The organism is Pseudomonas sp. LBUM1672 (assembly GCF_059695655.1).
On record NZ_CP166781.1, the window covers coordinates 5055933 to 5070664 of the forward strand.

The following is a 14732-nucleotide window of genomic DNA, read 5'->3' on the forward strand; positions in this document are numbered from 1 at the left end:
CCTGATTTAGGCGCGACCGATATCGGCAAACTTGGCCTGAGTGTGTTCGGCCAGCACGGTCGGCGCCAATTCCACTTCCAGACCACGCCGACCGGCACTGACGAAAATAGTCGCAAAGGGCTGAGCAGAGTTATCGATAAACGTACGCAAACGCTTCTTCTGCCCCAGCGGGCTGATCCCACCCAACAGATAACCCGTCGTGCGTTGCGCGGCGGCAGGGTCGGCCATTTCGACTTTTTTCACCCCCGCCGCGTGCGCCAGATGCTTCAAGTCCAGACTTCCGACGACCGGCACCACCGCCACCAGCAATTCACCTTTCTCACTGGCCGCCAGCAAGGTCTTGAACACCTGCGCCGGGTTCAGTCCCAGCTTCTCCGCGGCCTCCAGCCCATAAGACGCTGCCTTCGGATCATGTTCATAACTGTGCACGCGATGTTCGGCTCGAACTTTTTTCAACAAATCCAATGCGGGGGTCATGGCAGCTCCAGACTGGGCGGCAGTAGAAAAATCCTGCGCTGGATTCTAGGACATTGAACGGCAAAAGGCTCTATTGCGCCACTGTTTCAAAGGCTTGGCAGCGCCACGTGCCACTCGTCCGCGCTCGGCCCGCGGCGTGAACGATACGATCATTCACGTGACTAATAGTTGAATTGTGACCGACGGTTCACTTTCGACCTTTGACAGCAGCGTTTCTTGTCTATATTTTTTCGAATCTGAATACCGTACGAATGTGTCATCGCAGCACCCCAGCATTAGGCCGAGAACAGGATGGGGATTCTGCCTCGGTGGAAAACGCGCTTTGGCCATGACGAAAGAAGCGCCAGACAACAACAAAAACGAGGTTTCCAATGACAACTGCTTTACAACAACCGTCGCTCTCAAGCCAATGCATGGCCGAGTTTCTGGGCACTGCACTGCTTATCTTTTTCGGCACCGGTTGCGTTGCTGCGCTCAAGGTCGCGGGTGCCAGCTTTGGCCTGTGGGAAATCAGCATCATCTGGGGCGTCGGCGTGAGCATGGCGATCTACTTGACCGCCGGGGTTTCCGGGGCTCACCTCAATCCTGCCGTCAGCATCGCCCTGAGCATTTTCGCTGACTTCGAAAAGCGCAAACTGCCGTTCTATATCCTCTCTCAAATTGCTGGCGCGTTCTGCGGCGCATTTTTGGTCTACACGCTGTACAGCAATCTATTCTTCGATTTCGAACAAACTCACCATATGGTTCGTGGCACCCAGGCCAGCCTCGAATTGGCGTCGGTGTTTTCCACCTTCCCCAACCCGGCCCTGTCCACCGCCCAGGCGTTTCTGGTTGAGGTGATCATCACCGCCATCCTGATGGGCGTGATCATGTCCCTGACCGACGACAACAATGGTCTGCCAAAAGGCCCTCTGGCGCCGCTGCTGATCGGTTTACTGATCGCAGTGATTGGCAGCTCGATGGGCCCGCTCACCGGTTTTGCGATGAACCCGGCGCGAGATTTCGGTCCGAAGCTGATGACTTTCTTCACCGGCTGGGGTGAAATTTCCCTCACCGGTGGCCGCGATATCCCGTATTTCCTGATTCCGATTTTTGCACCGATTGTCGGTGCCTGCCTCGGTGCTGCCGCCTATCGCGGGCTGATTGCCCGTCATCTGCCCAGCGCCCTACCTGCTACACAGGACGTAACACCGGCCATTGACGGCAAACCAAGAACTTCTTGATACCGTAGGCGCGTGATCCTGCCCATTTGATCTCGCGCCGGACCTTTCTCCCTTTTTTCGTCCAAGGCAATCGACATGACCGACATTCAGAATAAGAACTACATCATTGCCCTCGATCAGGGTACGACCAGCTCCCGCGCGATCATTTTCGATCGTGACGCGAACGTGGTCTGCACCGCCCAGCGCGAATTCGTCCAGCATTACCCGCAAGCCGGTTGGGTCGAACACGACCCGATGGAAATCTTCGCCACCCAAAGCGCCGTGATGGTCGAGGCCCTGGCGCAAGCCGGCCTGCATCACGACCAGGTCGCGGCCATCGGCATCACCAACCAGCGCGAAACCACCGTGGTCTGGGACAAGACCACCGGCCGCCCGATCTACAACGCGATTGTCTGGCAGTGCCGCCGCAGCACCGAGATCTGCCAGCAGCTCAAGCGCGATGGCCACGAGCAATACATCAGCGAAACCACCGGCCTGGTCACCGACCCGTACTTCTCCGGCACCAAACTCAAGTGGATCCTCGACAACGTCGAAGGCAGCCGCGAACGTGCGCGCAAAGGCGAACTGCTGTTTGGCACCGTCGACAGCTGGCTGATCTGGAAATTTACCGGCGGCAAGGTGCACGTCACCGACTACACCAACGCCTCGCGCACCATGCTCTTCAACATCCACACACTTGAGTGGGACGCGAAGATGCTGGAGGTGCTGGATATTCCGCGCGAGATGCTGCCGGAAGTGAAGTCCTCGTCGGAAATCTATGGCCACACCAAAAGCGGCATCGCCATCGGCGGTATCGCCGGCGATCAGCAAGCAGCCCTTTTCGGCCAGATGTGCGTGGAGCCAGGCCAGGCAAAAAACACCTACGGCACCGGTTGCTTCCTGCTGATGAACACCGGCGACAAAGCTGTGAAGTCCAAGCACGGCATGCTCACCACCATCGCTTGCGGCCCGTGCGGCGAAGTGGCTTACGCGCTGGAAGGCGCAGTGTTCAATGGTGGTTCGACCGTTCAGTGGCTGCGTGACGAACTGAAGATCATCAACGACGCCCACGACACCGAATACTTTGCCAACAAGGTCAAGGACAGCAACGGCGTGTACCTGGTACCGGCCTTTACCGGCCTCGGCGCGCCGTACTGGGACCCGTATGCCCGTGGCGCCCTGTTCGGCCTGACCCGCGGCGTGCGCGTGGATCACATCATTCGTGCCGCACTGGAGTCGATTGCCTACCAGACCCGCGACGTGCTCGACGCCATGCAACAGGATTCCGGCGAACGCCTGAAATCCCTGCGTGTGGACGGTGGCGCGGTCGCCAACAACTTCCTGATGCAGTTCCAGGCCGACATCCTCGGCACTCAGGTCGAGCGTCCGCAAATGCGTGAAACCACCGCACTGGGCGCCGCTTACCTGGCTGGTCTGGCGTGCGGCTTCTGGGGCAGCCTGGATGAGTTGCGCGGCAAGGCAGTGATCGAACGCGAATTCGAACCGACCCTGGACGAAACCGCCAAGGAAAAACTCTACGCCGGCTGGAAAAAAGCCGTCAGCCGCACCCGCGACTGGGAACCGCATGAAGGCGCTGAATAAGCCAACAGCAGGGTTGTAACTGGTCGGGAGCAGATTCCTGCGGCATCATGGGCAAATTTTTGCACGGCAGCCAAAGGAAGCCCCATGAATCTGCCTCCCCGTCAGCAGCAAATCCTCGAACTGGTCCGCGAACGCGGCTATGTCAGCATCGAGGAAATGGCCACGCTGTTCGTCGTTACACCGCAGACCATCCGCCGCGATATCAATCAGCTCGCGGAAGCCAATTTGTTGCGTCGCTACCACGGCGGCGCAGCCTACGATTCCAGTGTCGAAAACACCGCCTACGCCATGCGCGCCGACCAGATGCGCGATGAAAAGCAGCGTATCGGCGAAGCCATTGCGGCGCAGATCCCGGATCACGCCTCGCTGTTTATCAATATCGGCACCACCACCGAATCGATTGCCCGGGCGCTGCTCAATCACAATCACCTGAAAATCATCACCAACAACCTGCACGTGGCCTCGATGCTCAGCGCCAAGGACGACTTCGACGTTCTGCTGACCGGTGGCAATGTGCGGCGCGACGGTGGCGTGGTCGGTCAGGCGAGTGTCGACTTCATCAACCAGTTCAAGGTCGACTTTGCCTTGGTTGGTATCAGCGGTATCGATGAAGACGGCAGCCTGCTCGATTTCGATTACCAGGAAGTGCGGGTGTCGCAGGCGATCATCGCCAATGCCCGGAAGGTGATCCTGGCGGCTGACTCCAGCAAATTCGGGCGCAACGCCATGATTCGCCTGGGGCCGATCAGTTTGATTGATTGCCTGGTGACCGATCAGCAGCCTGTGCCGGCGTTGGCGCAGTTGTTGAGTCAGCACAAGATTCGGCTGGAAGTGGTTTAACCCCCCTCCCCTGTGGCGAGGGGATTTATCCCCGTTGGGCTGCGCAGCAGCCCTAGAACCTGCAACTACGGTATTTCTGATACACCTCGTGTGGTGGTTTGACGACTGCTTTGCAGCCGAACGGGGATGAATCCCCTCGCCACATATGTTCTTCGCAACGACCTAATGTTCGTAAATTTTCCTTTCTCGGCCCTTCGATCAGTATTTTCAATCGAAGTTGACTGGCTGTGGGCGGTTTAATGGGCTACTATTTTCGCAAATGAACATTAATGTTCGTATTCCAATACAGAAAATCAAAAGAGCCCGAGGCCAGCCGATGCCCACTTCTACCTTGCCTACGCCCCCTCTCGCTGAGGTCTACGACATCGCCGTCATCGGTGGTGGGATCAATGGCGTGGGGATCGCAGCGGATGCCGCCGGTCGCGGTCTCTCGGTGTTCCTTTGCGAAAAGGATGACCTGGCCAGCCACACGTCATCGGCCAGCAGCAAGCTGATCCACGGTGGCCTGCGCTACCTCGAACATTACGAATTCCGCCTGGTGCGCGAAGCCCTTGCCGAACGCGAAGTGTTGCTGGCCAAGGCGCCGCACATCGTCAAGCAAATGCGCTTCGTGCTGCCGCACCGTCCGCACCTGCGTCCGGCCTGGATGATCCGCGCCGGCCTGTTCCTGTATGACCACCTCGGCAAGCGGGAAAAACTCGAAGGCTCGAAAAGCCTGAAGTTCGGTCCGGACAGCCCGCTGAAAAGTGAAATCACCAAAGGCTTCGAATACTCCGATTGCTGGGTCGACGATGCTCGCTTGGTGGTGCTGAACGCTATGGCCGCCCGCGAGAAAGGCGCCCACGTTCACACCCAGACCCGTTGCGTCAGCGCCCGTCGTACCAAGGGTTTGTGGCATCTGCACCTGGAACGCGCCGATGGCAGCCTGTTTTCGATCCGCGCCAAAGCGCTGGTAAACGCCGCCGGCCCATGGGTCGCCAAATTCATTCGTGACGACCTGAAGATGGAATCGCCGTATGGCATCCGCCTGATCCAGGGCAGCCACCTGATTGTGCCGAAATTGTACGAAGGCGAACACGCGCACATTCTGCAAAACGAAGACCAACGCATCGTCTTCACGATTCCGTACCTGAACCACTTCACCCTGATCGGCACCACCGACCGCGAGTACACCGGCGATCCGGCAAAGGTAGCGATCACCGAAGGCGAAACCGATTACCTGTTGAAAGTAGTCAACGCGCACTTCAAGAAGCGGATCAGCCGCGACGACATTCTGCACAGCTATTCCGGTGTTCGTCCGCTGTGCAACGACGAATCCGACAACCCGTCGGCCGTCACCCGCGACTACACGTTGGCGCTGTCGGGTACTGGCGAGGAAGCGCCGTTGCTGTCGGTGTTCGGCGGCAAGTTGACCACCTACCGCAAACTGGCCGAGTCGGCGCTGGCACAACTGGCGCCGTACTTCTCGCACATCAAGCCCACCTGGACCGTCAGCGCCACCCTGCCGGGCGGCGAAGACATGACCACCCCGCAAGCGTTGAGCTCGCTGATTCGCGACAAGTTCGACTGGGTGCCAACCGAAATTTCCCGCCGCTGGGCAACCACCTATGGCAGCCGCACCTGGCGCATGCTGGAAGGCGTACAGAACCTCAGCGACCTGGGTGAACACATCGGTGGCGGCCTCTACACCCGCGAAGTCGATTACCTGTGCAGCGAAGAATGGGCGACCACCGCCCATGACATCCTGTGGCGCCGCAGCAAGCTGGGCCTGTTCACCACCCCGGCGGAACAGCAGAAACTGGCGGATTACCTGAGCAAGGTCGAGCAGAACCGCAGCAAGATCGAAGCGGCCTGATAGCAAAACCCGCTTGAACGAAAGCCCCTGAATCTCACGATTCAGGGGCTTTTTTGCAGGGGCTCATTGCGCCAGATGCAGCAGCAGGAAATCAATGAACGCCCTCGATTTGTGGGGCAGATGCGGACTGTTGGGGAACACCACGCTGACGGACTGCGAGGGCAGCGAATAGTCGGGCAACAGACGGATCAGCCGCTCGCTGGCGATGTCATCCTTGACCACCCACGCGGGCAGCACCGAAACACCCAGCGACGACAACGTCATGGAGCGGATGGCCGTGGATGAGTTGGATTCATACTGATTGATCCCGTTGATCTCGACAGTCCCCAATTGTGGATGGCGCAACGTCCACTGGGTCGGTGCCTGCAAGTTGCTGTTGGCAATCCACGGCAGCGAATTCAGGTCCTGAGGATTTTGCACCGGGTGACGCGCAAGAAACGCCTCGGTAGCCACCAGGACAATTTCATAATCCGCCAGTTTACGGCTCTTGAATGCCGAGTCCGCCAAGTTGCCCAAACGGATAACCAGGTCTAACTTTTCCGCCACCAGGTCATTGAGTGACGAGTTAAAGTTATAACAGAGTTTGATCTCCGGGTAGCGCTCTATGAATTGCGGAATCAACGGCAGAATATACGCCTCACCGTACTCACTGGTGGAACTTAAGCGCAACTTCCCGGAAACTCGGTTATGCCCTTTTAATACATTATCAAAGGCGTTATCGATGTCCGCGACAATACCTTTGAACTCTTCATAAAAGTCCTGACCGATTTCGGTGAGGGATATATTTCGGGTATTTCTAATCAACAGCGTCGCTGACAGTACGTCCTCCAGCGCCTTGACATGCAGGCTGGCCATGGCTTTGCTGATGCTCAGGTAATTGGCCGCCTTGGTGTAAGAACCAAAATCGACCACCGCCAGAAAAGTCTGGACCCGATTAAGATGGGTGTGCATAGCAATATGGCTCACTGTTAAATCCTGTCAAACATTGTTTCAAGGATAGTCGTATCGACAGCTCAAGTCCACCGCCCCTATGCTTTGCGGCAAAGGGGAAACACCATGACCTATCGCTACAAAGTTGCACTGATATTTCTCATCGGCTTTTTTATAGACTGCATTAACATCTTTATGTCAGCGGTCGCATTACCGAGTATATCGGCGGCGCTGCACGTTAGTACTTCAGACGTTGCCTGGGTGGCCAATGCTTATATTCTGGGACTGACGCTGATCATTCCGGTCAGCACCTGGTTGGCCGGTCGTTTTGGCAGCCGGGAAATCCTCACCGCCTCGATGCTCGTGTTCACAGGTTCCGTGTGGATGTGCGGGCTGGCCAACAGTTTCAACGAGCTGGTGATCTGGCGCTTCGTCCAGGGGATTGGCGGTGGCCTGTTGATTCCAGTCGGCCAGGCGCTGACGTTCAACCTGTTCAAGGGTGAGCAGCGGGCGAAAATATCCACCTTGGTCATGGCCGTTGCCCTGATAGCGCCCGCCATTTCACCAACCATCGGCGGAGTCATCGTCGACAGCAGCTCCTGGCGCTGGGTGTTCTACAGCAACATCCCGTTCTCGCTGATCGCGGCAGTGCTGTCCTGGTTCTGGATTAACGAAGCGCGGCCGACGAGTTTGCCCCGACCCGACATCAAGGGCTTGCTGCTGGTCAGCGCAGCACTCGGCAGCCTGCTGATGGGCATGTCGTTGTACGGCGGCGATGCTCCGGCATGGGTGGCCGCCCTCTTCGTCATGGCCGGCGTTGCTTTCGTGGTGCTGTACGGGCTGCATTACCGCACCTGCAAAAACCCGATCATTGAACTGAGCCTGCTCAAAAGCAAAAAACTCAGCACCTCCATCTTTATCTATTACGCGATTCCCGGTGTGTTCACGGGGGTCAACTTGATGAGCATCTTCTTCCTGCAAAACACCCTGCACTTCAGCGCCCGCCTGACAGGGATGTTCATGATCCTCTACGCCATCGGCGCGTTCATCGCGATGCTGATCTGTGGCCGGGTCTACAACCGGATGGGCGCAAAGCGCCTGTTTGCCCTCGGCATGCTGTTGCACAGCGCCGGCATTGCCACCCTGCTACTGGTGAACAATCCCTCAGACCTTCTGGTGATTGTCATCGCCTACAGCTTGATGGGGATCGGCGGCGGCATCGGAGCCAACACAGCACAAACCACGTCGTTGATGGATTTCGAGGGAAGTGACACGCACAAGGCCAGTGTCATCTGGAACATCAACCGACAGATGTCATTCAGCATCGGCGCCGCCCTCTTCCTGATGGTTTTCAACCTGCTCCTGAAGCATTTCGATACCACCCAGGCCTACCACGTGACGTTCGCCATTGCCGCGCTGGTGGGCCTGTTCCCACTCTTTCAACTGAGTCAGTTGAACACTCAAAAGGACTGTCATGCACAACAAAATAGTTGAACAGGCGCACCACAGCATTCATCACGTGCACGAGCTGATCCACACCCTGTTCACCGACGCCAACGGTAAGGGGCAGGCCGCGCTCGAGCCGCTGATGTCGGCATTCGCCGAGCACTTCACCATGGTCACCACCTCGGCCGCCATCGTCAGCCGGGCGACGGTCGAACAGATGTTCAAGGGTGCAATCGGCGCCAAACCGGGCCTGGAAATCGTCATCAGCGACCTGCAGACGGTGTGGCAAGAAGGCGCCAGCGTGGCGATCCGCTACAAGGAAACCCATCGCCTGGACCAGCGCGAAAGCTCACGGATTTCGGTGGCGATCATTGGCCTGCATCACCACAACGCCCAATGGATCTACCTGCATGAAACGCCGCTAAGCCAGGAAAGCTGATTTTCGTATGAACTACACAATCACTGATTGCCGAATGCTCTCGGCCTCTATCAAAGAAATCACCGTCAGCCCGCAAACACCAGGGCATGCCGCGCTGGATGCGGGCGCGCATTTCAAATGGTTCATCCCCGAACTGAATGAATGGCGGCACTACTCGGCGGTACAACTGGCGGACCGCATGACGGCGCAAGGCAGCGTCGTCTTTGCCATCCGGCTCACGGCCGACTCGGCCAGCAGTCGCTACATTCGTTCGCTGGCAATCAACGACACGGTGCAGCTCGATGGCCCGTTCAATACGTTCACCTACCCGCTCACTGAAGGCGTCGGCAGGGACATTGCGATTGCCGGCGGCATCGGCATTACGCCGCTGACCGGGATCCTTCATCACCTGACGTCATTGAATCGAAGCGCACACCTGCACTACTTCGCCAGGAACGACAACGACGCGGCCTATGCCTTGCCCCTGCAGGCACTTTTGCAGGAACGCCTGCACTTGCACTTCTCCAATAAACCCGATGGCCGCCCCGCTGTCAGTCAGGTGCTCGCAGATCTGGCACCACACGACCGGCTCTACGTCTGCGGTCCGCAGGCGATGCTCAACGACGTGTTTTGCCATGCCGAGGCCAGTGGCCTGGCGCGCGAGCGCATCCATTTTGAAATCTTCAACGTGGTTCGGGAAGACGATGCGTCGGCCTTTGTGATTGACGCCGTCGAGTCGGGTATCAGCGTCAACGTCAATCAAGACCAAACCTTGCTGGAGGCGCTGGAGGCGGCCGGCCTGGATCCGCTCTACGACTGCCGACGCGGTGAGTGCGGTGTCTGCGCGCTGGAGGTCCTTGAGGGTGAAGTCGACCATCGCGACTTCATCATGAGCAAAAAAGAAGCTGCCTGCAGCGCAAGGATTTATCCCTGCGTCTCCCGGGCCAAAAGCCAACGCCTGAAGCTGGCGATCTAACGAGGAACACCGTTTGGACAATTACTTCAACGGCAGAGAAGTGCATAAATCGCTCTACCTTGATCAACAGCTCTTCGACCAGGAACAACACAGCGTCTTCGCCGCCAGCTGGTGTTACGTGGGGCACGACAGTCTGATCCCGCAGCCCGGCGACTTTTTCACCACCGACATTGCACAGCAACCCTTGGCAATGGTCCGGCAAAAAAATGGCGACATCGTTGTCCTGCACAACCGCTGCCCGCACAAAGGCGTGAAAGTGCTGGCCGAGCCTCGCGGCAATGTCGGTCGGTTTATCCGCTGCCCTTACCATGCGTGGACCTTCAAGACCGATGGCGAACTGCTGAGTATTCCGGTGAAAAAGGAATACGACGATTGCGACCTCAGCGCGTGCTCCGCCCACAAAGGCATGCAAGTCGTCGCGGCGGTGGAGAACTATCGCGGTTTTGTATTTGTCCGCCTCCAGGCAGAAGGCATCGACTTCAACACCTTTTTTGGCGAGTCGTTATCGACGCTGGACAACATGGTGCTGCGCTCGCCCCTGGGCCAGTTGCGCGTCGTTGGCCAGCCGCTCCTGCACCGCCATCGCTGCAACTGGAAAATGGTGGTCGATAACCAGACCGACACCTGTCACCCGATGATTGCCCATGAGTCCTCGGCGGGCGAAGCGATTCGCTTGTGGAAGGAAACCAGCGACCAGAGCAGCCCTTCGCCCATGGCGGTCGAGCTATTTTCACCGTTCATGGCGTCCTACGAGTTCTTCGCCAACATGGGTATTCGCATCTGGCCCAACGGCCACGGGCATACCGGCGTCAGCAACTCAATCCATAAAGCCTATGCCGATATTCCGGGTTATTGGGACTTGATGGTCCAGAGCTATGGCGAACGCCAGGCCACCGAGATTCTCGAAGACACCCGACACAACACCGTCTATTTCCCGAACCTGATGGTCAAGGGCCCGATCCAGACGTTGCGGGTGATCAAGCCGATCAGCGCTCAGGAGACGGTGGTCGAGTCGTGGATCTTTGAATTGGTGGGCGCCCCCATCCAGTTGCTGGAACGAACCGTCCAGTACAACAACCTGATCAATTCCCCTTGCTCGATGGTCGCCCACGACGATGTGGAAATGTACGAGCGGGCGACGGAGGGATTGCGCAGTGATTCCAACGAGTGGGTCAACGTGGCGCGACTCTTTGAATCGACCGAATCCTATGAGCGGACCCAGGTGGTGTCGGGCACCAGCGAAATGGCGATGCGCAATTTTTACAACAGCTGGCAGCACTTGATGCGGGATAACCATGCAACTCGATCAGAACAATAAACACGCCATCGAACAGTTGATCGCCAGCGAAATCCAGCTACTGGACCAACAAGACTTCAGTGCCTGGCAACAACTGCTGACCCCCGACTACACCTACTGGATTCCGTTGCGACGAGAACAGACCAGCCCTCTTCATGAGTCCTCGCTGCTGTATGAAGACCGGTTTCTGACCACGCTGCGCATCAACCGATTGGCCAACGCGCGCAACTACTCGCAACAGCCCAAGAGTCGCAGTTTGCATATTGCCCAGTGTTCGTTGATCCGTCTGGAAGACGACGAACTGGGCGCATCGAGTAGCACCAACATGCTCTATTGCGAAGCCCGAGGGGACAGCGAATGGCATTACCCGGTCACCGTCGAGCATCAACTGATTAACGTCGAAGGCACCTGGAAAATCCAAGGCAAAAAAGTACTTCTGCTCAATCCCTCCCGAGCGATTGAAAGCCTGCAGTTAATCATCTGAGTTATCGAGAATCACACGTGAACGTTATGACTACCGGCTTCGACGAAGCCACATTTCCCGGTTCTTTTCCGTATGTCGACCTGTTGTACGACTACGGCCAGTTTTTGCGCAATGCCAGTGATGCGATCGGTTACTTGCCACCCGAAGCGGCCAATAAACACATCGGCATTGTCGGCGCCGGGCTGACCGGGCTGGTCGCCGCCTACGAACTGCTCCGTGCCGGTGCCCAGCGAGTCACGCTGTTCGAGGCCGCCGAAGAACACTTGGGCGGGCGCTTGCTGACCCAGCGCTTTGACGATGACCACCCGCAATTCATCGCCGAAATGGGCGCGATGCGCTTTCCTTCCAGCGAGGTCGGGTTGTTTCACTACCTGAACCGGTTTGGCATCGAAACCACTGAAGCGTTTCCCGACCCCGGTGTCGTGGACACCGAAATCCACTACCGCGGTGAGACTCATCACTGGGCGGCCATGCAGCCTCCACCTGCGATTTTCAGCACGGTCCATCGGGGCTGGAGTGCGTTTTTGAAAGAGGGCGTGACCTTCGATGACGGCACCTGCCTGGCGCCACCGTTGTTACTGACCGAGTTACTCAAGCAACACAACTACGCGGAAGTGCAGCCGGAATGGCAACGCTATCTGGATTACTTCGGCGACAGCTCGTTCTATTCGGCCATGGTGCAGATTTTCACCGGCAGCAACCCGCCCGGCGGACAACCGTGGCGCAAACCCGAAGACTTTCATCTATTCGGTTCACTGGGGATCGGCTCGGGCGGTTTCCAATCGGTATACCGCGCCTCCTTTACCGAGATTCTGCGGCTCGTGGTCAATGGCCTCGAAGTCAATCAACGGCTGGTGCCGATGGGCATCTCATCGCTGTCGGAGTTGATTGCCGATACGTCATTCCACGGCATGCCCCTGCGCGACCGAATCTGCCGCACCCGCATCGAGTCCATCAACAAGGGCAATAACGGTGAAATCCTGCTGGCCGGCAGCAATGGTGAAACTTATGCCTGCGACCGGGTGATCACCACGACGACCACCCGGGCGCTGCAAGTGAACATGAAGCTCACACAGAACCAGGCCTTCGTGAATCGTGACGTGGCCCGGGCGATCAACGAAACCCACATGGTCGGTTCGTCCAAGCTGTTCATCCTGACCAAAGACAAGTTCTGGTTGAAACACGGGCTGCCACAGAACATCCAGACAGACACCTTGGTGAAGGGCGTGTATTGCCTCGATTACGCACCGCAGGACCCTGAGTCCTGGGGCGTGGTATTGATCAGTTACACCTGGGAAGACGACTCCCACAAGATGGTTTCTATGACCGACAAAGTTCAACGCTGCTTGCGCCTTGTCGATGAACTGGCCATGAGCGCACCTGAGTTTGCCAGCCACCTTCTACCGCTCAATGGCAACTACCAGCGCTATGTCCTGGAGTATGACTGGCTGACCGACAAGCATTCGCTGGGCGCCTTCAAACTCAACTTTCCGGGTGACGATATCTACTCGGAACGCTTGTTCTATCAATTCAAAACGGCCCTCGATCCACAGCAGGACACGGGGTTGTACCTCGCCGGGTGCAGCTGCTCTTTCACCGGTGGCTGGGCGGAAGGCGCCATTCAAACAGCACTCAACGGTGCCTGTGCGGTGATCAGCAGTCTGGGTGGCGACTTGATTGCCGACAATCCGCTGGACGGACTGCACGCTCAATACCGCTATTGCTGATGCCTTCATCGCAAGCCTCCTCTCTATCGCCGAGACCGTTTTATGTACAGCCAGCTTTCAATTGAAGAACTCGTCAGCGGATTTCGCAGTGGTCGCCATTGCCTGGATGCCTGGCACCAATCCCTGCGCGATAAACAGTTTGATCATCAACACCTGAACAGCTTCATCACGTTCGACCCGACGGCGTTCGAGGTTGCCCTCGGGGCCGACCGGGAGGCGAGCCTGTATGGCATTCCCGTTTCCTTCAAGGACAACATCAATGTCAGCGGCATGCCGACCACCGCAGGAACGCCGGGGCTCGCTGCTTACTACCCGTTGTCCGATGCCGGGATTGTCGAGCGTTTCAAGACGCTGGGCGCGAGGGTCGTTGGCAAGAACAACATGCATGAACTGTCGTTCGGGGTGACGTCGGCCAACCAAACTTACGGCGCCGTGGTCAACCCGGCTGACGAACGCTACAGCGCGGGCGGCAGCAGCGGTGGTTGTGCGGCAGCCGTCGCAGCCGGTCTTGTGCCCTGCGCCGTGGGTACCGACACCGGCGGGTCAGTGCGCATACCCGCGGCGTTCTGCGGGATCGTCGGGTTTCGCCCCACCACGGGGTGTTACCCGGTGGACGGCATCGTGCCCGTTTCCCAGACCAAGGACACGCCAGGGCTACTGACCCGCACACTGCAAGACTGTCAGTACATCCACCATCACCTGACCGGGAACCACCCAGCGCCCCCGGACGACAACAGACCCCTACGGGTGGGCATACCGGAAAAATTCTTCTGGGCCGACCTCGACGAAAAAGTCCGACGCGACTGCTTCGCGGCTATCGAGGTGTTGGCAGATCGGGGCGTGGAGCTGGTTCCGGTCGATGACCTGTTGATCGGGGAAATCAATGAGAGCATTCAATTCCCATTACCTATTTACGAGTTCTTTATCGACTTCCCGCGCTTCTTGATGAAAGAAGGCTGGGGCGACCAATTTTTGAGCATCCTGGCGCAGATCCGGGACCCGGGCATCAAGAAAATACTGACGGCGCAACTTGAGAGCCCGGCGATTTCCTACACCGACTATGTACAGGCATTGATGAGCAAACTGCAGCTGAGTCGTGAATACAGCCGTCTGTTCAACGCCCATCAACTGGATGTGATTGCCTACCCCACCGTCAGCTGTACGGCACCGTTGCTCACGGAGTGCGAGGCAGAAAGCAACTTCGAGACCTTCGTGCGCAACACCGACCCGGCGAGCAACCTGGCGGCGCCCAGTGTCACCGTGCCGGTAGCGGAAAAACACTCGCTGCCGGTGGGGCTCTCGTTCGACGCGTTGCCCGGGCAGGACAGCTTGCTGCTGGAGAGATCGCGCCAATTATCCCGTTTGCTGGCCATGCGTTAACGCGCTGTCGGCGCCATTCACTGAATGGCGCTGATCCTTTCTCACGCGCGCCTGCAACCTGGCCCGCCGAAAGAACAGCCCTCTAATAACTCAAATGC

Annotated in this window: 13 protein-coding genes; 11 read left to right on the forward strand and 2 right to left on the reverse strand. The window is 57.8% G+C overall.

The window, feature by feature from the left end:
- Nucleotides 1-6: 6 nt before the first annotated feature.
- Entirely contained in the window at nucleotides 7-477 is a 471-nt protein-coding gene (ybaK, locus tag ACA053_RS23120) for a Cys-tRNA(Pro) deacylase (RefSeq protein WP_109634451.1), read from the reverse strand.
- 371 nt (nucleotides 478-848) lie between these two features.
- On the opposite strand from ybaK, the gene ACA053_RS23125 reads away from it, so the two are divergent.
- From ACA053_RS23125 to glpD, 4 genes are all read left to right on the forward strand, one after another.
- Nucleotides 849-1700, forward strand: a complete 852-nt coding sequence (locus ACA053_RS23125; RefSeq protein WP_497393786.1) for an MIP/aquaporin family protein — start codon at nucleotides 849-851, stop codon at nucleotides 1698-1700.
- A 75-nt stretch (nucleotides 1701-1775) separates the two neighbouring features.
- Nucleotides 1776-3281 (forward strand): glycerol kinase GlpK, encoded by a 1506-nt coding sequence (glpK, locus tag ACA053_RS23130; RefSeq protein ID WP_497393787.1) that lies wholly within the window; start codon nucleotides 1776-1778, stop codon nucleotides 3279-3281.
- A gap of 84 nt (nucleotides 3282-3365) precedes the next feature.
- A complete protein-coding gene (locus ACA053_RS23135; protein ID WP_027922833.1) occupies nucleotides 3366-4121 on the forward strand; it encodes a DeoR/GlpR family transcriptional regulator in 756 nt (251 codons plus the stop codon).
- Nucleotides 4122-4437: 316 nt separating this feature from the next.
- Nucleotides 4438-5976, forward strand: coding sequence for a glycerol-3-phosphate dehydrogenase (gene glpD / locus ACA053_RS23140; RefSeq protein WP_497313374.1), 1539 nt, complete (start codon nucleotides 4438-4440; stop codon nucleotides 5974-5976).
- A 63-nt stretch (nucleotides 5977-6039) separates the two neighbouring features.
- Here the strand turns inward: glpD and ACA053_RS23145 are convergent, their stop codons facing one another.
- Nucleotides 6040-6927, reverse strand: a complete 888-nt coding sequence (locus ACA053_RS23145; protein ID WP_497396230.1) for a LysR family transcriptional regulator — start codon at nucleotides 6925-6927, stop codon at nucleotides 6040-6042.
- Between the two features lie 105 nt (nucleotides 6928-7032).
- Between ACA053_RS23145 and ACA053_RS23150 the strand changes: the two genes are divergently transcribed.
- The 7 genes from ACA053_RS23150 to ACA053_RS23180 are packed head-to-tail and all read left to right on the forward strand — an operon-like array spanning nucleotide 7033 to nucleotide 14634.
- Nucleotides 7033-8400 (forward strand): MFS transporter, encoded by a 1368-nt coding sequence (locus tag ACA053_RS23150; RefSeq protein ID WP_109634460.1) that lies wholly within the window; start codon nucleotides 7033-7035, stop codon nucleotides 8398-8400.
- Nucleotides 8381-8791, forward strand: coding sequence for a DUF4440 domain-containing protein (locus ACA053_RS23155; RefSeq protein WP_497313376.1), 411 nt, complete (start codon nucleotides 8381-8383; stop codon nucleotides 8789-8791). The genes ACA053_RS23150 and ACA053_RS23155 overlap by 20 nt, the downstream gene beginning before the upstream one ends.
- 34 nt (nucleotides 8792-8825) lie before the next feature.
- Nucleotides 8826-9746 carry a flavin reductase family protein gene (locus tag ACA053_RS23160; RefSeq protein WP_497393789.1) on the forward strand — a complete coding sequence of 307 codons (921 nt, stop codon included), beginning with the start codon at nucleotides 8826-8828 and terminating at the stop codon, nucleotides 9744-9746.
- 13 nt (nucleotides 9747-9759) lie between these two features.
- A complete protein-coding gene (locus ACA053_RS23165; RefSeq protein ID WP_497393791.1) occupies nucleotides 9760-11064 on the forward strand; it encodes a Rieske 2Fe-2S domain-containing protein in 1305 nt (434 codons plus the stop codon).
- Nucleotides 11042-11527, forward strand: coding sequence for an aromatic-ring-hydroxylating dioxygenase subunit beta (locus ACA053_RS23170; protein ID WP_497393792.1), 486 nt, complete (start codon nucleotides 11042-11044; stop codon nucleotides 11525-11527). Before ACA053_RS23165 ends, ACA053_RS23170 begins: the two co-directional genes overlap by 23 nt.
- 17 nt (nucleotides 11528-11544) lie before the next feature.
- Nucleotides 11545-13254, forward strand: a complete 1710-nt coding sequence (locus ACA053_RS23175) for an NAD(P)/FAD-dependent oxidoreductase (RefSeq protein ID WP_497393793.1) — start codon at nucleotides 11545-11547, stop codon at nucleotides 13252-13254.
- Between the two features lie 42 nt (nucleotides 13255-13296).
- Nucleotides 13297-14634, forward strand: coding sequence for an amidase family protein (locus tag ACA053_RS23180; protein WP_219094582.1), 1338 nt, complete (start codon nucleotides 13297-13299; stop codon nucleotides 14632-14634).
- Nucleotides 14635-14732 lie beyond the last annotated feature (98 nt).